Raw genomic sequence first — 19,642 nt, forward strand, 5'->3', positions numbered from 1 at the left:
ACCACGGGCACGGCACTCACCGGATCGCCAGGCTGTCGAGGTAGCCCCGCACGTTACGGCGGGTCTCGGCGACGCTGTCGCCGCCGAACTTCTCCGCCACCGCGTCCGCCAGGACCAGGGCGACCATCGCCTCGGCGACGATCCCGGCCGCCGGGACCGCGCACACGTCCGAGCGCTGGTGGTGGGCCTGCGCCGGCTCACCGGTGGAGACGTCCACCGTCTGCAGCGCCCGCGGCACCGTCGCGATCGGCTTCATCGCGGCGCGGACCCGCAGCAGCTCACCCGTGGACAGACCACCCTCGGTCCCGCCGGAGCGGCCCGTGGCCCGCTTGATGCCCTCGGGGGTGGTGACGATCTCGTCGTGCGCCTTCGAGCCCGGCACGCGCGCCAGCTCGAACCCGTCACCGACCTCGACGCCCTTGATCGCCTGGATGCCCATCAGCGCGGCCGCGAGCCGCGCGTCCAGGCGCCGGTCCCAGTGCACGTGAGACCCGAGCCCGACCGGGACGCCGTACGCCAGGACCTCGACCACTCCGCCGAGTGTGTCGCCGTCCTTGTGCGCCTGGTCGATCTCCGCGACCATCGCCTTCGACGTGTCCGCGTCCAGGCACCGCACCGGATCCGCGTCCAGCTTCTCGACGTCGGCGGGCGTCGGGTAGAGGCCGTAGGGGGCCTTGGCGGAGGCCAGCTCCACCACATGGGAGACGATCTCGATCCCGGCCGTCTCCTTCAGGTACGACCGCGCCACCGCACCCAGCGCCACCCGCGCCGCCGTCTCCCGCGCCGACGCCCGCTCCAGCACCGGGCGCGCCTCGTCGAACCCGTACTTCTGCATCCCCGCCAGGTCCGCGTGGCCCGGACGCGGCCGGGTCAACGGAGCGTTGCGCGCCAGCCCCGCCAGCACCTCCGGGTCCACCGGGTCGGCGGACATGACCTGTTCCCACTTGGGCCACTCGGTGTTGCCGACCATGATCGCCACTGGGGAGCCCAGGGTGAGACCGTGCCGGACACCGCCCAGGAACGTGACCTCGTCGCGCTCGAACTTCATCCGCGCACCGCGTCCATAGCCCAGCCGCCGCCTCGCCAAGTGGTCCGCCACCATCTCGGTGGTGATCGGCACGCCGGCGGGAAGGCCCTCCAGCGTCGCGACAAGTGCGGGACCATGGGACTCCCCCGCGGTCAGCCAGCGCAACCTGCTCAACGATGCTCCTCAGTGCTCGCGCCCTGGTACTGCCCTGCGTACGCGCGTCCTCGCGTACGGCGACGGCGCGACCGGGTGCGCGGCCCCTGTCCCGCCACCTCCGATCCTCCCACGTCCGGCGGCGTGACCGGCCCCGGGTCCATCAGGCGGACGGGCCGGGAGCCTTCTTCTACCGGGCCGCCAGGGCGTGCTCCCCCGCCTTGCGCATGGCGTCCAGCGGGGCCGGGGCACGGCCAGTCATCTGTTCGACCTGGAGGACGGCCTGGTGCACCAGCAGGTCGAGGCCGCTGACGACGGCACCGCCGTAGGCGGACCAGCGTGCCGCGAGGGCCGTGGGCCAGGGGTCGTAGAGCACGTCGAACAGGGTCGCCGGGCGTTCCGGGACGGCGGCGGCCAGCGCGTCCGTCGTCCCGGCCGGTGTGGTGGCGACGACCAGCGGCGCGCGCAGCGCCCGGTCGGCGTCCGCCCAGTCGGCGGTGCGGATGTCGACGTCGAGCCGCTCGCCCCACTGCCGCATCTCCGCGGCCCGGGCCTCGCTGCGGACGTAGGCGACCACGGGACCGGTGCAGATCCGGGCCAGCGCGGCCAGCGCGGAGGAGGCGGTGGCGCCCGCGCCGAGGATCGCGGCGGAGTCGACCTCCTCGATGCCGCGCTCCCGCAGGGCGGCGACCATGCCGGGGATGTCGGTGTTGTCCCCGACGCGCCGCCCGTCCTCGGTGAACACGACGGTGTTCACGGCTTCCACCGAGGCCGCCGTGTCGCTGACCGAGTCGAGCAGTGGGATGACGGCCCGCTTGAGCGGCATCGTCAGCGACAGCCCCGCCCACTCGGGTCCGAGGTCCGCGAGGAAACCGGGCAGCGCCTGCTCGTCTACCTCGAACCGGTCATAGGACCAGTCCTTCAGCCCCAGCTCCTGGTAGGCGGCGCGGTGCAGCACCGGGGAGAGGGAGTGGGCGATCGGGGAGCCGAGGACGGCGGCCCGGCGCTTGCCGGCGGTGCCCGTCATGAGCCTTACTGACCCTTCTTCTGCTCTTGCAGGTACTTCTCGCGGTTGCGGTTCTGCTCCTCGTTCGTCTCGGCGAAGAGCGTCTCGTTCTCGTTGATCGAGACGAAGTAGTACCAGTTCCCCTTGGCCGGGTTGAGGGCGGCCTTGATCGCCACCTCCCCGGGGTTGTCGATCGGCCCGGGCGGCAGGCCCTTGATCTTGTAGGTGTTGTACGGGTCGTCGATCTGCCGCAGAGCGTTCACGGAACCGGTGTCGAGCTTCGACTGGCCGCGCAGGTAGTTGACCGTGGAGTCGAAGTCGAGCAGGCCGTAGGTCTCGGTGTTGTTCGGCTTGAGCCGGTTGTAGACGACTGTCGCGACCTTCTCGAAGTCGTGCTTGTACTTGCCCTCGGCCTGCACGAGGCTCGCGACCGTGAGGACCTGCAGCGGGTTCTGCAGGTCGAGGCTCTCGGCCTTGGCCTGGATGCCGAACTCGGCGTACTTCTCCTTGGCCGTGTCGACCATCTGCTTCAGGACGTCCTCGGGCTTCATGCCCTTGGAGACCGGATAGGCGGAGGGGTAGAGGAAGCCCTCCAGCGGGTCCTTGATCTGCTTGCTGCTGTTGGCCCAGTCGGGCAGGCCGAAGGTCGACCACTCCTTCTTGGCGACGTCCTGGGTCGTTCCCGGTTTCAGCTGGAGCCGCTGGTCGATCGCCGCGTAGATCTTGGTGTTGCGCCACCCCTCGGCGATGATCAGGTTGTTCTTGCTCTTCGGACTGAGCATCAGCTGCACGGCGGCGGCCGCGGACATGTGCTTGTTCAGCGTGTACGTGCCCGCCTGGATGCTCTTGCCGTTGGGGTTCTGCTCCTGTGCCGCGACGAACGCGTCGACGCTCTTGACGACACCGGCCTGCTTCAGCACCCGGCCGATGGTGTAACCGCCGGCGCCCTTCGGAATGGTGACCGTGACCTGTTCGCCGTCGCCCTCGCCCACGTAGTCGGGCGCCGCGCCGAAACGATTTTGGTAGAACTGGTACCCGAAATATCCGACTGTGCCGACACCGCCGCCGAAGACCAGTACGACCACCAGGCAGGCGCATCCGTTGCGGCGCTTCTTGCCCTTGGCGGTCTTGCCGCCGCGCCCCCGCCGGTCACCGCGTCCACGCCGGCCGTCCGGCTCGTCGTCGGCGTCGTCCTCGTCGTCGCCGTCCGCGAAGAAGGCGTGCTCGCCCTCCTGGGGGTCGGGGTCCCAGTCGGTCTTCGGTTCCGGCTCGGCGCGCCGCCGGTTCGGCGGCTCCGGCGGCGGATACGCGTCGGGCGTCTGGTAGAAGTCGGGCTGCTCGCCGCCGTAGGCACCGGGCTGGGCGCCGTAGGGGTCCGCCGGATCGGGGGCGTACGGCACATGGGCCTGCCCGCCGCCGTCCCAGCCGCCGTTGCCGTAGTCCTGCTCTCCCTGACCGGGGTACTGCTGCCCGTGCTGCCCCTGCCGACCCGGGTACTGCGGCTGGTGCTGCTGTCCCTGCCCGCCCGGGTACTGCCGCTCGTACTGCGCCTGGGCGTCGTACCGCTGTCCGTCCGGATGCCGTCCGGGCTGCTGGTACTGCTGCTCCGCGTACTGCTGGTCCGAGTACTGCTGGTCCGAGTACTGCTCGTAGTTCTGGTGCCCCTGGTCGTGCGCGCCCTGGCGGCCGCCTCCCCAGTCGCCGTAGTGCTGCTGCGGCTGCTCCGGGTGGTGCTGGCCGCCGTGAGGGGACGGGACGGCGTGGCCCTCGTGTCCTGCCCATCCGTCGTCCCCGTACAACGGGTCCTCCGGATGCCACGGTGTGGAGCCTGGGCCCCGGCCATACTCAGTCATCGATCCCCTAGAGCCGCGAGGCTTCAGGGTGCGCGGCGCTGTGACCCGGCTCCCGTCCCGCCTCTCTCTGTGCGGTGGCTGTTCGAACACCATCGCATCGCGCGGAACGTTACCGTATCGCGATCAGATGACCACTTCGACGCCTTCGCCGGGAGATTTCCCTGACACCCGTTCGGATTCCAGCGCCTGCTGCAGGATGATGACGGCGGCCGCCTGGTCGATCACCGAGCGGCCCTTCTTCGATTTCACGCCGGAGGCCCGCAGCCCCTGACCAGCCGTCACCGTGGTCATGCGCTCGTCCACCAGCCTGACCGGAACCGGTGCGATCATGCGCGCCAACTCCTGTGCGAAACCACGGACCTTGACCGCCGCCGGGCCCTCGCCCCCCTTGAGGGAGCGAGGGAGTCCGACGACGACCTCGATCGGCTCGTATTCCTCGACGAGCTGCTTCAGTCGCCGCTGGGCGGCCGGGACGTCCCGCCCCGGGACCGTTTCCACCGGGGTGGCGAGGATCCCGTCGGGGTCGCAGGAGGCGACCCCGATCCGGGCGTCACCGACGTCGATCGCGAGTCGGCGTCCTCTTCTCATTGTCACGACCGTTTCTTCACCGGTTCTTCACTTGGCGGTCTCGGCGACCAGGCGCTCCACGGCGTCGACGGCCTCACCGACGGCGGCCGGGTTCTGACCGCCGCCCTGGGCGACGTCCGGCTTGCCGCCACCGCCGCCGCCGAGGGTCTTGGCGGCGGTGCGGACCAGGTCACCGGCCTTCAGACCGCGCTCGCGGGCGGCCTCGTTGGTGGCGATGACCGTGAGCGGCTTGCCGTTGTTGACGGTGAACAGGGCGACCACGGCGGCCCGGCCGCCCTGAATGCGGCCACGCACGTCCAGGACCAGCTTGCGCAGGTCGTCGGGCGTGGTGCCGTCCGGCACCTGACCGGTGACGACGGCGACGCCGTGGACGTCCTTGGCCGACTCGGCGAGGCCCGCGGCGGCCTGGAGCACCTTCTCGGCGCGGAACTTCTCGATCTCCTTCTCGGCGTCCTTCAGCCGGGCGAGCATGCCGGAGATCTTCTCCGGCAGTTCCTCCGGGCGGCCCTTGAGCAGCTCGGTCAGCTGGTTGACGACCGTGTGCTCGCGGGCGAGGAAGTTGTAGGCGTCCACGCCGACCAGGGCCTCGATACGGCGCACACCGGAGCCGATCGAGGACTCGCCGAGCAACTTCACCAGGCCCAGCTGGGCGGTGTTGTGCACATGGGTGCCGCCGCACAGCTCCTTGGAGAAGTCGCCGATGGTCACGACGCGGACGCGCTCGCCGTACTTCTCGCCGAACTCGGCGATGGCGCCCTGCTTCTTGGCCTCGTCGATGCCCATGATCTCGGCGTGCACGTCGAGGTCGCGGGCCAGCACCTCGTTGATCTTCTGCTCGACGTCGGTCATCACGGCCGTCGGTACGGCCGACGGGGAGCCGAAGTCGAAGCGGAAACGGCCCGGCTGGTTCTCGGAACCGGCCTGGGCGGCCGTCGGGCCGAGGGCGTCGCGCAGGGCCTGGTGGGTGAGGTGGGTGGCCGAGTGGGCGCGGGCGATGGCCTTGCGGCGACGGGTGTCGATGGTGGCGTGGGCCTTGGCCCCGACGGTGACCTCGCCGACCTGGACGACGCCCTTGTGGACGTAGACGCCCGGGACCGGCTTCTGGCAGTCGCGGACCTCGATGACGGCACCGGAGTCGACCTTGATGCGGCCGGTGTCGCCGATCTGGCCGCCGCCCTCGGCGTAGAAGGGGGTGCGGTCGAGGACGATCTCGACCTCGTCCCCCTCGGTGGCGGCCGGGGAGGACACGCCGTCGACCAGGATGCCGACGATCGTGGACTCGCCCTCGGTGTCGGTGTAGCCGATGAAGTCGGTCTCGCCGGCGGTGTCGGCGATCTCGCGGTAGGCGCCGAGGTCGGCGTGGCCGGTCTTCTTGGCCTGGGCGTCGGCCTTGGCGCGCTCCCGCTGCTCCTTCATCAGGCGGCGGAAGCCGTCCTCGTCCACGGACAGGCCCTGCTCGGCGGCCATCTCCAGGGTGAGGTCGATCGGGAAGCCCCAGGTGTCGTGGAGCAGGAAGGCCTTGTCACCGGGCAGCACGGCCGAACCGGCGGCCTTGGTCTCGGCGACGGCGGTGTCCAGGACGTTCGTGCCGGCGTTGAGCGTCTTGAGGAAGCGGGCCTCCTCGGCGAGGGCGACCTTCTCGATGCGCTCGCGGTCGGTGACGAGCTCGGGGTACTGCTGGCCCATCATCTCGATCACGGTGTCGAGGAGCTCCTTGACGACCGGACCGGTGGCGCCGAGCAGGCGCATGTTGCGGATGGCGCGGCGCATGATGCGGCGCAGGACATAGCCGCGGCCCTCGTTGCCGGGGGTGACGCCGTCGCCGATCAGCATGGTGGCGGTGCGCATGTGGTCGGTGACCACGCGCAGCGAGACGTCCGAGTCGTGGGAGTCGCCGTAGCGGACACCGGTCAGCTCGGTGGCCTTGTCGATCACGGCCATGGAGGTGTCGATCTCGTACATGTTCTGCACGCCCTGCAGAATCATGGCGAGCCGCTCGAGGCCGAGGCCGGTGTCGATGTTCTTGCTCGGCAGGTCCCCGAGGATCTCGAAGTTGTCCTTGCCGGTGCCCTCGCCGCGCTCGTACTGCATGAAGACGAGGTTCCAGATCTCCACGTACCGCTCGTCGTTGACGGCGGGGCCGCCCTCGACGCCGAACTCGGGGCCGCGGTCGTAGTTGATCTCGGAGCAGGGGCCGCACGGGCCGGGCACGCCCATGGACCAGAAGTTGTCCTTCATGCCCAGGCGCTGGATGCGCTCGGCGGGGACGCCCACGACGTCGCGCCAGATCTGCTCGGCCTCGTCGTCGTCCTTGTAGACGGTGATCCACAGCCGGTCGGGCTCGAGGCCGTAACCGCCCTTGTCCTGGGGCGTGGTGAGCAGCTCCCAGGCGAGCTTGATGGCGCCTTCCTTGAAGTAGTCGCCGAAGGAGAAGTTGCCGCACATCTGGAAGAACGTGCCGTGCCGCGTGGTCTTGCCGACCTCTTCGATGTCGGGCGTGCGCACGCACTTCTGCACGCTGGTGGCGCGCGGGTAGGGCGGCTTGACCTCGCCCAGGAAGTAGGGCTTGAAGGGCACCATGCCGGCCGGGACGAGCAGCAGAGTCGGGTCGTCCGCGATGAGCGACGCCGAAGGGACGACGGTGTGACCGCGCTCCTCGAAGAAGCTCAACCAGCGGCGGCGGATCTCAGCCGACTCCATCAGTGGTCCTCATTCCGGTTGTACGAGTACGTCGTGGTCTCGACGTACTTCGGGCTGTTGCGGTTCTCGATGGCGGTGTACCGCCGGGGTCCGGGGAGTTCGGGCTCGACGGCGGCGTTCAGACCGAGCGCGTCGCCGAGTTCGGCCTCCCGCCGGTTCATGTTGTCGCGGACGTCGAGGGCGAATTCCACCGCACGGTCCTTGAGCCGGTGGCCGGCCTCGATCGCCTTGTTCGCCGCTGTCGCGGCCAGGCTCTCGGGGGTCAGCTGCTTCAGCTTGCGGTTGACCTTGGTGGTGGCCCACACACCGGCTGCGACGCCTGTGGTGAACCAGAACGTACGGCGGAACATTCGCTAGTCCTTCTTCCGCTTCGCCCGTCGTGGCGACGGGACGGTGCGGCCCACGATCACGGTACGTCGGGGGGCCTTGGCGGGCACGTCCTCCCGGCGGCCGGCGATCGCCCGGCGTACGCCGTAGCCGAAGGCCGCGACCTTGACCAGGGGGCCGCCGAAGGTCGACGCGACGGTCGTCGACAGTGCGGACGCGTTGGAGGTGACCTCCTGGACGTCCGACGCGATGGCGTCGACCCGGTCGATCTGGGTCTGTGCGGAGCGCACCGCGGCGGAGGCGTCGGAGAGCAGCGGGACGGCCTGGTCGGTCACGTCCGCCACCAGCTTGGTGGTCGCCTTGAGCGTCTGGGCCAGCCTCGCCAGCGCCACGGCGAGGAAGGAGACCAGGATCGCCCAGAAGACGGCCACCAGGATCCCGGCCACTTCTCCACCGGACACCGTTGTGCACCCGCTCCCTGGAACGTGCCTGAACATCGAAAAGTCGGTTCCCCGAGCCTATCGCGCCCGGGCGGCCGCTCCGTACCGGATTAGGGGCTGCGGCCGACGCGCTCGAGGAGCCGATGTGCGAAAGCCCGCCGTCCGCCCGCCCTGAAGGGCGGGAAGACGACGGGCTCTGCGGGGTGGGAGTGTTACGTCCGCCGGAAAGTGATCAGCGGGCGTAGTACTCGACGACGAGCTGCTCGTCGCAGATCACCGGGATCTCCTTGCGGTTCGGCTCGCGGTCCAGGCGGAACGCCAGGGCCTTGAGGTTCACCTGGAGGTAGCGCGGGGTCTCGCCGTCGGGGGCGAAGCCACCCTCGCGGGCGACCTGGAAGAGCGCCTTCTCACGGCTGCGCTCGCGGACCATCACGACGTCGTCGGGACGGACGCGGTACGACGGCTTGTCGACCTTGTGACCGTTGACCTCGATGTGGCCGTGGACGACCATCTGGCGGGCCTGGTAGATCGTGCGGGCGATGCCCGAACGCAGGACCAGCGCGTCCAGGCGCTTCTCCAGCTCGACGATCAGGGCCTCACCGGTCTTGCCCTGGACCTTGGCGGCACGCTCGTAGGCGCGCACCAGCTGGCGCTCGGAGATGTCGTACTGAGCGCGCAGGCGCTGCTTCTCCAGCAGACGGACCTTGTAGTCCGAGTTCTGCTTGCGGCCGCGACCGTGCTCACCCGGCGGGTAGGGGCGGGCCTCGAAGTACTTGACGGCCTTCGGGGTCAGCGCGATACCGAGGGCACGCGACTTCTTGACCTTGGGGCGGGACTGGTTCGCCATGAACCAAACACCTCGTGTTTCTGTGTGTAATCGGCTTCACCAGGGTTAGGGGAGGTCGCATCCGCAGCCGGGGAATCCCCGCGGGTCCGCGTGGGACCTGCCGGGCAGCCGCTCCCCTGGTCTGGGCACATACGTGCAGCACGCGAGTGGCCCACCGACCGCTCCCGGACTCCGGGTGGTGGTGGGCTGCCCGCGACACCGTTCGACGGTGCGCGACGCTCCTGGATCCCCGTGCCGTACGGCGGTGGGGTTCCGGCTGGATGTCCCGCTCTGGTGGTGCCGGACCCTTTTGAGGTGCCGAACACGGGACGCAGCGCTTCGAGTAAGTCTACAGGCCGCCTAGGAGTGCCTGCGTCCGAGGTGCTTGCGGGTCCACTCCACGGCGTCCGCGTACCGCGCCTCGGCGCCGTGCCGGGTCGGGGTGTAGTACTCGCGGTCCTTGAGGGCGTCCGGGGCGTACTGCTGGGCGGCGATGCCCTCCGGCAGGTCGTGCGGGTAGACGTATCCCTGGGCGTGGCCGAGCTTGGCCGCGCCCTTGTAGTGGCCGTCGCGCAGATGCGGCGGCACGGGTCCGGCCAGTCCCTTGCGGACGTCCTCCAGGGCCGCGCCTATCGCCATGGTCGCCGCGTTCGACTTCGGAGCCAGGGCCAGGGCGATGGTGGCGTGGCTGAGGGTGAGCGCGGCCTCCGGGAAGCCGATCATGGCGACGGCCTGGGCGGCGGCGACGGCGATCGGCAGCGCGTTCGGATCGGCGAGGCCGATGTCCTCGCTGGCGGAGATCATCAGGCGGCGGGCGATGAAGCGGGGGTCCTCCCCGGCCTCGATCATCCGGGCCAGGTAGTGCAGGGCCGCGTCCACGTCGGAGCCGCGGATGGACTTGATGAGGGCGCTGGCCACGTCGTAGTGCTGGTCGCCGTCGCGGTCGTACTTGACGGCGGCCCGGTCGACGGTCTCCTCCAGCGTCGTGAGGCCGATCTCCGTCTCGCCCTTGTCCAGGGCGGCTCCGGCGGCGGCCTCCAGGGCGGTCAGGGCGCGCCGGGCGTCGCCGCCGGCGATCCGCAGCAGGTGGTTCTCCGCGTCCTCGGGGAGCGTGACGGCGCCCTTGAGGCCGCGCTCGTCGGTCAGGGCCCGGCGGATCAGGCCGCGGACGTCGTCGTCCGTGAGCGGTTCGAGGGTGAGCAGGAGGGAGCGGGACAGCAACGGGGAGATCACCGAGAAGTACGGGTTCTCGGTGGTCGCCGCGATCAGGGTCACCCAGCGGTTCTCGACGGCGGGGAGCAGGGAGTCCTGCTGGGCCTTGCTGAAGCGGTGGATCTCGTCCAGGAACAGGACGGTCTCCTTGCCGAAGCCTCCGCTCGCGCGGCGGGCGCCGTCGATGACCGCGCGGACCTCCTTCACGCCCGCAGTGATCGCCGACAGCTCCACGAACCGCTTGTTGGTGGCCTTGGAGACGACGTACGCCAGTGTCGTCTTGCCGGTGCCGGGCGGGCCCCACAGGATCACCGACGAGGGCCCGGCGGGGCCGCCGCCGCCCTCCCCGACCAGTCTGCGCAGCGGGGACCCCGGCTTGAGCAGGTGCTGCTGGCCCACCACCTCGTCGAGGGTGCGCGGGCGCATGCGGACGGCCAGGGGACTGGCGCTCGGGTCCTTCTCCTGGCGTTCTTCTGCGGCGGCGGTGAACAGGTCGGGCTCCACGAGGGAAACCCTAAGTCACGGCACTGACAACGCCCCGGGCCCGGGGCTCAGGCCCAGAGCTGGCTGCCCCACCGGGTCAGGATCAGCATGGCGATGACGCCGCAGTGCGTGACCGGCAGCACCCAGGTGAACTCGCCGAGGAAGTTCTTCACCGGGCGCGGGGCGGGCAGGAAGTCGTTGCGGACGTTGAACGAGGTGACGTACCAGAACATGGTGATCGTGGCGACCCAGGCCAGCGAGCACCACAGGCACAGCGCGTTGATCCGGTACAGCGACTCGAACTGCAGCCAGGTGACGAAGCCCACGCCGAACAGCGTGCCGAAGTTGAAGGTCAGCCAGTACCAGCGGGGGAAGCGGGCGCGGGCGAGCAGGCTCATGCCGACGCAGATGACGATGCCGTAGCAGACGAGGCCCAGCATCGGGTTGGGGAAGCCGAAGGCGGCGGCCTGCTTGCTCTCCATCACGCTGCCGCAGGACACGATCGGGTTGATGCTGCAGCTGGGGGTGAACGTCTTGCCGCTCACCTTGCCCTCGAGGATCTTGAACTTGTCGATCGTGATGACCCACGCGGCGAGCAGACCGGCCGCACCGGTGATCACCAGCAGCAGGCCGAACGCGCGGCTGCCGCCCACGGTGCCGGGCGTGTGCGTACTTGCCGGCTCGGTGGATCCGGTGGAGACGTCCTTGACTGTCGTCTTGCTCATCACGCCGCTTCCGATGCTCGAGAGGTGGGCCTGCGGGGTTGGGGTCATTGTGCCGCACGCGCGCGTGTGTCCACCGTTCGATGGACATAAGGAAGTACGCACGGTGGTCCCGGAGCGTTCGGTTCCCGCCGAGGCTCGTCATATGACCACACACGCGAACGGACTCGCGGTGGACGTACGGGGGCTGCGCAAGCAGTACGGGGACGTGACCGCGGTCGACGGAATCGATCTGGCGATCCGGCGGGGAGAGGTGTTCGGCCTGCTCGGGCCCAACGGCGCGGGCAAGACCACCACCGTGGAGATCCTCCAGGGCAACCGCGGCCGGGACGGGGGCGAGGTGTCCGTGCTCGGGGTGGATCCGGCGCGGGGCACGCGCGCGTGGCGCTCGAAAGTGGGAATCGTCTGGCAGGACGAATCGGCGCCCGCGGAGTTGACGGTCCGGGAGACGGTACGGCACTTCGCGCGCTACTACCCGCGACCGCGGGACCCGGCGCAGGTCCTGGAACTGGTGGGTCTCGAGGGGAAGGCGAACAGCCGGATCAAGGCGCTCTCCGGCGGCCAGCGCCGCCGCCTCGACGTGGCCCTCGGTGTGATCGGCGACCCCGAGCTGCTGCTCCTGGACGAGCCGACGACCGGTTTCGACCCGGCGGCCCGGCGCCGGTTCTGGGAGCTGATCCGTCTGCTCGCGGACGAGGGCACGACCATCCTGCTCACCACGCACTACCTGGAGGAAGCGGAGGCCCTGGCGCACCGGTTGGCGGTCGTCGCCCGGGGCCGGGTGGTCGCCGAGGGCACCGCGACCGCACTGCGGGACCGTTTCGGCAGCGAAGCCGTCGTCGAGTGGACCGAGGCGGACGGCACCCAGCGCCGCGAGCGCACCGACACGCCGACCCGGACGGTCGCCGAGCTGGCCCGGCGCTTCGACGGTGAGATCCCGGGGCTACGGGTCGGCCGCCCCACCTTGGAGGACGTGTACCTGCGCCTCACCGGACAGGAGGACCCGCGATGACCACGACCGCCGTACGACCCCGGACCGGGACGACCGCCGAGCGGCTGCCCGGGGCCTGGACCCTCGGGCTGCACCGGGGTGTGCTGGAGATCAGGCAGTTCTTCCGGCAGCGCGACCAGGTGGTGTTCACCTTCGCCTTCCCGGTCGTCTTCCTGTTCCTGTTCGCGTCGATCTTCCACGACAACGTGGGCGTCAAGGGACTCACCGCCTCTCAGTTGTACGTGCCCGCGATGATGGCCTCGGGGATCATGTCGACGAGCTTCCAGTCCCTGGGCATCTCGATCGCGGTGGAGCGCGACGAGAAGGTGTTGCGCCGGCTGCGCGGAACGCCGATGCCGCCGGCGGCGTACTTCCTGGGGAAGATCTGGCTCGTCCTGTTCACCGGCGTGCTGGAGACGGCGATCCTGCTGCTCGTCGGCACCACGCTGTACGACGTGGACCTCCCGTCGGACCCCGGCAGGTGGCTCGACTTCGGCTGGATCTTCGTGCTCGGGCTGACGGCGTGCGCACTGCTCGGCATCGCGATCAGCTCGGTACCGAAGTCCGGCAAGAGCGCCAGCTCCGTGGTCGTCCTGCCGTTCCTGGTACTGCAGTTCGTCTCCGGGGTGTACATCTCCATCGCCACCATTCCGCACTGGATGCTGAACATCGGTGCCCTGTTCCCGCTGAAGTGGCTGTGCCAGGGGTTGCGGGGCGTGTTCCTGCCCGATTCGGCGCGGGTCCTGGAAGAGGCGGGGAGCTGGGAGTTCGGGCGGATCGCCCTGGTGCTCGGGGCCTGGTGCATCGGAGGATTGGCGCTGTGTCTGCTGACCTTCCGGTGGAAGAGCCGGCGCGACGGATGACGGAACCGCGCCGGGCGCTGGACGCGCACGCGTGGGACCGTTCGATCGGGTTGTGGGACGCGTACTTCGCGGTCGCCTGGACGGCCACCCTGGCGTTCGTGTGCGCCGCGGACCATCCGGGGTGGCCCGTGCGTGCCGTGGCGGCCGGGCTGCTGGTGGCACTCGTGCCCTGGTACGTCGTCCTGGGACGCGAGCTGCTCCAGGAGGACCCGCCCGACGAGCGGCGGGCCCTTGTGTACCTCGGCGGGGCGATGGCGCTGTTCCTGCCGTCGGCGATCCTGGCCGACGGAATGCGGTTGGTGTCGTTCGCGCTGATCCCGCAGTGCTTCATGACGCTGCGGACGCGCTGGGCGCTGACCGCGGTGACGGTGATCAATCTCGTGCCGCTGGTGGGATGGGCACTGCTGTGGCACCCCAGTGGGAAGGACCTGTTCTCCAGTTCCCTCTTCGCCGCGGTCACCCTGGTGTTCTCGGTGGTCATCGGCGGCTGGATCATCCGGATCATCGAGCAGAGCTGGGAGCGGGCCGAGCTGATCGCGGAACTCGAGGCCAGTCGGCACGAGGTCTCCCGGCTCTCCGCGGCGCACGGGGCGCTCGCCGAGCGGGAGCGGCTCTCCCGAGAGATCCACGACACGCTCGCGCAGGGTTTCACCAGCCTGCTGATGCTGGTGCAGGCGGTGGAGGCCGAGCTGGAGCACGACGTACCGCAGGCCCGGCGCCATCTGGCGCTGATGGCGGAGACGGCCCGGCAGAACCTCGCCGAGGCGCGGGCGCTGGTGGCCGGGGGCACGCCGGCCGACCTGGAGGGGGCCTCGCTGTCGGACGCGTTGCGGCGGCTGGCGGCGCGGCACGACGCGGAGGTGGAGGTCACGGGGCCGGTGCGGGCACTGTCGGCCGGGCCGGAGGTGGTGGTACTGCGGTCGTGCCAGGAGGCGCTGGCCAACGCCCGTAAGCACGCCGGCAGTTCCGCCTCTGTGGCGATAGCGCTGACGTACGCCGACGAGACGCTGACCCTGTCCGTCAGGGACGACGGCTGCGGTTTCGACCCGTCCGCGCCGACCGGGGGCTACGGTCTGAGCGGGCTGCGGGCGCGGGCCGCCGAGGTCGGCGGCACGGCGGAGGTCCGCAGCGCGCCGGGCGAGGGCACGATCGTGAGGGTGCGGCTGCCCGTCCTGCCCGTCCCGCCTGTTCTCGGGGGTGCTTCATGATCCGGATCGTCCTCGCCGACGACCATCCCGTCGTACGGGAAGGGCTGCGCGCGATGCTCAGCGCGGAGCCCGACCTCGAGGTGGTCGCGGACGCGTCGAGCGGGCCGCACGCGGAGGCGCTGGCGGCCGAACTCCGGCCGGACATCGTGCTGATGGATCTGCGGATGCCGGGCGGCGGGGGCGTGGACTCGATCGAGCGGATGGCGGAGGCCGGGCTGCCCTGCCGGGTGATCGTGCTGACGACGTACGAGACGGACCGGGACATCCTGCGGGCGGTGGAGGCGGGGGCGGCGGGCTATCTGCTGAAGGATCTGCCGCGGGGTGAACTGGCGGAGGCGGTCCGTGCCGCGGCGCGCGGCGAGACGGTTCTGGCGCCGTCGGTTGCGGCTCGCCTGGTGGACCGGTTGCGGGCCAGACCGGAGCGGCCGCGGCTGTCGCAACGGGAGACGGCGGTGTTGCGGCTGGTGGCGGAGGGGTGCACGAATGCGGAGATCGGGCGGCGGTTGTTCATCGGGGAGTCGACGGTGAAGACGCACCTGCTGCGGGTGTTCGGGAAGCTGGGGGTGGATGATCGGACGGCGGCGGTGACGTGTGCGATGCGGCACGGCTTGCTCGACTGAGAGGTTTCGCCCCCGCCGCCCCTACCCGCCCCACCTCCAGGGGCTCCGCCCCTTCAGAATTTCCGCCCGAGGAGACAGCGCAGGTCGGCACTACTCAGCCGGGAGCTTGGCGGCGAGGTCGTCAGGCCGGCAGCGGGGGTCCGGGGCGCAGGCCCCGGGGACGGGAAGGGTAGGGGCGGCGGGGGCAGAAGCGCACGGCCCCCGCCCCCGGAAGGGTCAGCCCAGGCGGGACTCCAGTTCCGCCACGATCTCGTTCACACCGACCGCCACCTGCTCCCCGGACTCCATGTCCTTCAGCTGCACCACGCCCTCCGCGAGATCGCGCTCACCGGCGACGATCGTGAAGCGGGCACCACTGCGGTTGGCGTTCTTCATCGCGCCCTTCAGCCCCTTGCCGCCGTACGCGAAGTCCGCGGCGACACCGAGCTTGCGCAGCTCCGTGACCTTGGCGAACAGCACGCGGCGGGCCTCCTCGCCCAGCGGCACCGCGAACACGCTGGTGCTGGCCGGGAGTTGCAGCTCGATCCCCTCCGCCTCCAGCGCCAGCACCGTACGGTCGACGCCCAGCGCCCAGCCCACCGACGGCAGCGCGGGGCCGCCGATCATCTCGGACAGGCCGTCGTAGCGGCCTCCGCCGCCCACCGCGGACTGCGAGCCCAGGCCGTCGTGCACGAACTCGAACGTCGTCCGGGTGTAGTAGTCCAGGCCGCGCACCAGCTTGGCGTCGTCCTCGAAGGCCACTCCCGCCGCGGTGATCAGCTCGCGGACCTCCTCGTGGTACGCCTTGCACGCGTCGCACAGGTAGTCCCGCAGCAGCGGCGCGCCGTCCAGCTGCTTCTGGACGGACTCCCGCTTGTCGTCGAGAACCCGCAGCGGGTTGATGTCGATGCGGCGGCGCGTGTCCTCGTCCAGGTCCAGGCCGCGCAGGAAGTCCTGGAGCGCGGAGCGGTACACCGGGCGGCATTCCTTGTCGCCCAGCGAGTTGAGCAGGATGCGGAAGTTCCTCAGGCCCAGGGAGCGGTACGCCTGGTCCGCCAGGATGATCAGTTCGGCGTCGAGGGCCGGGTCCTCGGCGCCGATCGCCTCCGCGCCCACCTGCGAGAAGTGGCGGTAGCGGCCCTTCTGCGGGCGCTCGTAGCGGTAGTACGAGCCCGAGTACCAGAGCTTGACCGGCAGGTTGCCCGCCTTGTGCAGGTTGGCCTCGAGGGCGGCGCGCAGCACGGACGCCGTGCCCTCGGGGCGCAGGGCCAGCTTGTCGCCGCCCTTCGTCTCGAAGGCGTACATCTCCTTCGTCACGATGTCCGTGGACTCGCCCACGCCGCGCGCGAACAGTTCCACGTTCTCGAAGCCCGGCGTCTCGATGTAGCCGTAGCCGGAGTTGCGCAGCGGCGCCGCGATCGCCTCGCGGACGGCCAGGTACTTGGCGGAGTCCGGCGGGATCAGGTCGTACGTGCCCTTGGGGGCCTTGAAGGTGCTCACGGAAGGTCTCTCGTCACATTCCTCGTCGGGGAGCCTCCTGGGCTCCCTGGCCGGCGGCCACCTGCCGCAGATACGGGTTGGTGGCGCGCTCCCGGCCGATGGTCGTCTGGGGGCCGTGGCCGGACAGGACCACGGTCGAGTCGTCGAGCGGCAGGCACACGCGGGCCAGCGAGTCGAGCATCTCGGCCATGTCACCGCCGGGCAGGTCGGTGCGTCCGATGGAGCCGGCGAACAGCAGGTCACCCGAGAAGAGGATCGGTGGGATGTCCGCCGCCTCGGGCAGGCCGAAGGTCACCGACCCCTTGGTATGGCCCGGCGCGTGCGCGACGGACAGCTCCAGACCGGCCAGCCGCAGGGTCGTACCGTCGGTCAGCTCCTTGACGTCGTCCGGCTCCCCCACGGTCAGCTCGCCCATCAGCGGCATACCGAAGGAACGCCCGAGGGCCTTCTCCGGGTCGCTCATCATGTACCGGTCGTCGGGGTGGATCCACGCCGGTACGTCGTGCGCGCCGCACACCGGGACGACCGAGGCCACGTGATCGATGTGGCCGTGGGTGAGGACGACCGCCACGGGCTTGAGCCGATGCTTCTCGAGCGCGTCCTCGACTCCCCGGGCGGCCTGGTGGCCGGGGTCGATGATCACGCACTCCTCACCCGCGGCAGGGGCGACCAGGTAACAGTTGGTCCCCCAGGCCCCGGCGGGGAACCCGGCAATCAGCACGATCGTCCTTCGTTTGTGTCGTACGGGCGTCACTGGCTGTGGGTCAGAGCCTACCGGCGCTGCCGATTCCTCAGCGAACCCATATACGGTACGGGGCACACGCATGCGGTCGGCACACCAGACGCACGCGTACCGGTCGGCGGACGAGACGCATGAGGAGAAAACCCCGTGGTCAGCCAGGAACAGCGGCGGCGACAGCTCGCCCGGGAGAAGTTCTTGCGGCAGCAGCAGCGGCGTACGGAGGCGCGGCGCAAGGCGCGGATGCGCAATTCCGTGATCGCGTCGGTGCTCGGCGTGTTGCTGGTGGGCAGCGTGGTGTCGTACACGGCCGGGGTCTTCAAGGGCGACGACAAGAAGGCGAACGCGGGCGCAGAGGTGTCCCCGAGCGCCTCGGCGCCCAGCAAGGCGCCGGACCCCTGTGCGAAGCCCGCCCCGGGCAAGGCCAAGTCGCTGAGCTGGAAGAAGGAGCCGGCGATGACCATCGACACGTCGGCGAAGTACACGATGAAGCTGGCGACCACGTGCGGTGACATCGACATCGCGCTGAAGACGGCCGCGGCCCCGCACACCGTGAACTCGTTCAACTTCCTCGCAGGCCAGGGCTTCTTCGACCACACCAAGTGCCACCGGCTCACCACCAACGGCATCTACGTGCTGCAGTGCGGCGACCCGAAGGGCAACGGCACCGGCGGTCCCGGCTACACCATCCCGGACGAGAACCTCAAGGACAAGAGCCTGAAGGGCAACGTGTATCCGGCGGGCACCGTGGCCATGGCCAACCAGTACAACGCCTCGACCAACCAGGGCCGCAACAGCGGCGGCAGCCAGTTCTTCCTCGTCTACCAGGACAGCCAGTTGCCGCCCAACTACACCCCGTTCGGCACCATCGACGCCGCCGGCATGAAGGTGCTGAAGAAAATCGCCGCCGCCGGCGAGAGCACCGGCCAGGGCGACGGAGCGCCGAACGCGACCGTCGTGATCAACAAGGCGACGGTGACGAAATCCTGAACGTCAACAGCTGAATTTCGGTCGCGCGGGATGCGGACAGCCGCCCCGCCGGTCGCCTATGTTGGCCGTGACGAAACTGTGGACGATGCTCGGGGGCGCTGAGGCTCCCGCAGGCATCATGTGGAGGAGGCGCTGTGAGCAGCGACCCGTGGGGCCGCGTCGACGAGACGGGGACCGTGTACGTGCGGACGGCCGATGGCGAGAAGGTCGTCGGTTCCTGGCAGGCCGGCTCCCCCGAGGAGGCGCTGGCCTACTTCGAGCGCAAGTACGAGGGCCTGGTGGTCGAGATCGGCCTCCTCGAGAAGCGAGTGAAGACCACCGACCTGTCGGCGAAGGACGCCATGGCCGCCATCGACCACCTGCGGGAGCAGGTGGACGCCCATCACGCGGTCGGCGACCTGGACGCGCTGCGCGCCCGCCTGGACAAGCTCGTGGAGATCGTCGAGGCGCGCCGTGAGGAGCGCAAGGCGCAGCGGGCACGGCAGTCCGACGAGGCCCGCCACGCCAAGGAGGCGCTGGTCGCGGAGGCGGAGCAGTTGGCGCAGTCCGACCAGTGGCGGGCTGCCGGTGAGCGGCTGCGGTCGCTGGTGGACACCTGGAAGGGGCTGCCGCGGCTCGACCGAAAGTCGGACGACGAGCTGTGGCACCGCTTCTCGCACGCGCGGTCGGCGTTCTCCAAGCGCCGCAAGGCGCACTTCGCGCAGCTGGACGCGCAGCGCGAGGAGGCCCGCAAGACCAAGGAGAGGCTGGTCGCCGAGGCCGAGGCGCTGTCGGGTTCGACGGACTGGGGACCGACCGCGGCGCGCTACCGCGAGCTGATGGCCGAGTGGAAGGCCGCCGGCCGTGCGCAGCGGGAGCACGAGGACGACCTGTGGAACCGGTTCCGCGGTGCGCAGGACGTGTTCTTCGCGGCGCGCAGCTCGGTCTTCGCGGAGCGGGACGCCGAGCAGGCCGAGAACCTCAAGCTGAAGGAGGAGCTGGCCGAGGAGGCGGAGAAGCTGCTGCCGATCACCGACCTGAAGGCCGCGCGGGCCGCCTTCCGCTCGATCAACGAGCGCTGGGAGGCCATCGGGCATGTGCCGCGGGACGCGCGGGCGCGGGTCGAGGGCCGGATGCACGCGGTCGACCGGGCCATCCAGGAGGCCGAGGAGGCCGAGTGGCGGCGTACGAACCCGGAGGCGCGGGCGCGCGCGGAGGGCCTGACCGGTCAGTTGCAGGCGGCCGTGGACAAGCTGCGGACGCAGATCGAGCAGGCCCGGTCGGCGGGCAACACCGCGAAGGCCGAGAAGCTGGAGAGGGAGCTGGAGGGCCGCCAGGCGCTCCTGGACCAGGCCCTGAAGGGTCTGCAGGAGTTCGGCGGCTGACAGCCGACTGAAAAGGGGCTCCCGTACCTCGGGTACGGGAGCCCCTTTCGT

General features: G+C 70.3%; 18 protein-coding genes. 6 read left to right on the plus strand and 12 right to left on the minus strand.

The features are described 5' to 3' along the window. Positions 1-16: 16 nt before the first annotated feature. The 10 genes from aroC to SY2F82_RS23760 form a co-directional block, all read right to left on the minus strand. Positions 17-1,201 (minus strand): chorismate synthase, encoded by a 1,185-nt coding sequence (gene aroC, locus SY2F82_RS23715; RefSeq protein WP_200421195.1) that lies wholly within the window; start codon positions 1,199-1,201, stop codon positions 17-19. Positions 1,202-1,370: 169 nt separating this feature from the next. Then, the gene (locus SY2F82_RS23720; RefSeq protein WP_200421196.1) at positions 1,371-2,207 is read right to left on the minus strand and encodes a shikimate dehydrogenase; all 837 of its coding nucleotides are present in this window, start codon (positions 2,205-2,207) and stop codon (positions 1,371-1,373) included. Positions 2,208-2,212: 5 nt separating this feature from the next. Beyond that, a complete protein-coding gene (gene mltG, locus SY2F82_RS23725; RefSeq protein WP_200421197.1) occupies positions 2,213-4,039 on the minus strand; it encodes an endolytic transglycosylase MltG in 1,827 nt (608 codons plus the stop codon). Between the two features lie 123 nt (positions 4,040-4,162). Next, positions 4,163-4,627, minus strand: coding sequence for a Holliday junction resolvase RuvX (gene ruvX, locus SY2F82_RS23730; protein ID WP_103842687.1), 465 nt, complete (start codon positions 4,625-4,627; stop codon positions 4,163-4,165). 27 nt (positions 4,628-4,654) lie between these two features. Beyond that, entirely contained in the window at positions 4,655-7,327 is a 2,673-nt protein-coding gene (gene alaS, locus SY2F82_RS23735) for an alanine--tRNA ligase (protein WP_200421198.1), read from the minus strand. Further along, a complete protein-coding gene (locus SY2F82_RS23740) occupies positions 7,327-7,677 on the minus strand; it encodes a hypothetical protein (protein WP_200421199.1) in 351 nt (116 codons plus the stop codon). Before SY2F82_RS23740 ends, alaS begins: the two co-directional genes overlap by 1 nt. Before the next feature lie 3 nt (positions 7,678-7,680). Continuing rightward, positions 7,681-8,151 carry a DUF948 domain-containing protein gene (locus tag SY2F82_RS23745; RefSeq protein WP_200421200.1) on the minus strand — a complete coding sequence of 157 codons (471 nt, stop codon included), beginning with the start codon at positions 8,149-8,151 and terminating at the stop codon, positions 7,681-7,683. Between the two features lie 175 nt (positions 8,152-8,326). Then, positions 8,327-8,941: a 30S ribosomal protein S4 gene (gene rpsD, locus SY2F82_RS23750; RefSeq protein ID WP_200421201.1), complete on the minus strand. Its 615-nt coding sequence runs from the start codon at positions 8,939-8,941 to the stop codon at positions 8,327-8,329. 339 nt (positions 8,942-9,280) lie between these two features. Beyond that, the gene (locus SY2F82_RS23755) at positions 9,281-10,636 is read right to left on the minus strand and encodes a replication-associated recombination protein A (protein ID WP_200421202.1); all 1,356 of its coding nucleotides are present in this window, start codon (positions 10,634-10,636) and stop codon (positions 9,281-9,283) included. Positions 10,637-10,683: 47 nt separating this feature from the next. Then, the gene (locus SY2F82_RS23760; RefSeq protein WP_200421203.1) at positions 10,684-11,340 is read right to left on the minus strand and encodes a vitamin K epoxide reductase family protein; all 657 of its coding nucleotides are present in this window, start codon (positions 11,338-11,340) and stop codon (positions 10,684-10,686) included. 142 nt (positions 11,341-11,482) lie between these two features. On the opposite strand from SY2F82_RS23760, the gene SY2F82_RS23765 reads away from it, so the two are divergent. The 4 genes from SY2F82_RS23765 to SY2F82_RS23780 are packed head-to-tail and all read left to right on the plus strand — an operon-like array spanning position 11,483 to position 15,019. Further along, positions 11,483-12,349 carry an ABC transporter ATP-binding protein gene (locus tag SY2F82_RS23765; protein WP_200421204.1) on the plus strand — a complete coding sequence of 289 codons (867 nt, stop codon included), beginning with the start codon at positions 11,483-11,485 and terminating at the stop codon, positions 12,347-12,349. Next, positions 12,346-13,191, plus strand: a complete 846-nt coding sequence (locus SY2F82_RS23770) for an ABC transporter permease (protein WP_200421205.1) — start codon at positions 12,346-12,348, stop codon at positions 13,189-13,191. Before SY2F82_RS23765 ends, SY2F82_RS23770 begins: the two co-directional genes overlap by 4 nt. Then, a complete protein-coding gene (locus tag SY2F82_RS23775; protein ID WP_200421206.1) occupies positions 13,188-14,399 on the plus strand; it encodes a sensor histidine kinase in 1,212 nt (403 codons plus the stop codon). Before SY2F82_RS23770 ends, SY2F82_RS23775 begins: the two co-directional genes overlap by 4 nt. Beyond that, on the plus strand, positions 14,396-15,019 hold the full coding sequence (locus SY2F82_RS23780) for a response regulator transcription factor (RefSeq protein ID WP_200421207.1): 624 nt from the start codon (positions 14,396-14,398) through the stop codon (positions 15,017-15,019). Before SY2F82_RS23775 ends, SY2F82_RS23780 begins: the two co-directional genes overlap by 4 nt. A 216-nt stretch (positions 15,020-15,235) precedes the next feature. Here SY2F82_RS23780 and hisS read toward each other — a convergent pair whose 3' ends face one another. Further along, positions 15,236-16,498, minus strand: a complete 1,263-nt coding sequence (gene hisS, locus SY2F82_RS23785; RefSeq protein WP_200421208.1) for a histidine--tRNA ligase — start codon at positions 16,496-16,498, stop codon at positions 15,236-15,238. A gap of 13 nt (positions 16,499-16,511) precedes the next feature. Then, on the minus strand, positions 16,512-17,219 hold the full coding sequence (locus SY2F82_RS23790; protein ID WP_200421209.1) for an MBL fold metallo-hydrolase: 708 nt from the start codon (positions 17,217-17,219) through the stop codon (positions 16,512-16,514). A gap of 168 nt (positions 17,220-17,387) precedes the next feature. Between SY2F82_RS23790 and SY2F82_RS23795 the strand changes: the two genes are divergently transcribed. Then, positions 17,388-18,227, plus strand: a complete 840-nt coding sequence (locus SY2F82_RS23795; protein ID WP_200421210.1) for a peptidylprolyl isomerase — start codon at positions 17,388-17,390, stop codon at positions 18,225-18,227. 134 nt (positions 18,228-18,361) lie between these two features. Further along, positions 18,362-19,591: a DUF349 domain-containing protein gene (locus SY2F82_RS23800; protein ID WP_200421211.1), complete on the plus strand. Its 1,230-nt coding sequence runs from the start codon at positions 18,362-18,364 to the stop codon at positions 19,589-19,591. Positions 19,592-19,642 lie beyond the last annotated feature (51 nt).

The organism is Streptomyces sp. Y2F8-2 (assembly GCF_014905555.1).
Lineage (GTDB): Bacteria > Actinomycetota > Actinomycetes > Streptomycetales > Streptomycetaceae > Streptomyces > Streptomyces cynarae.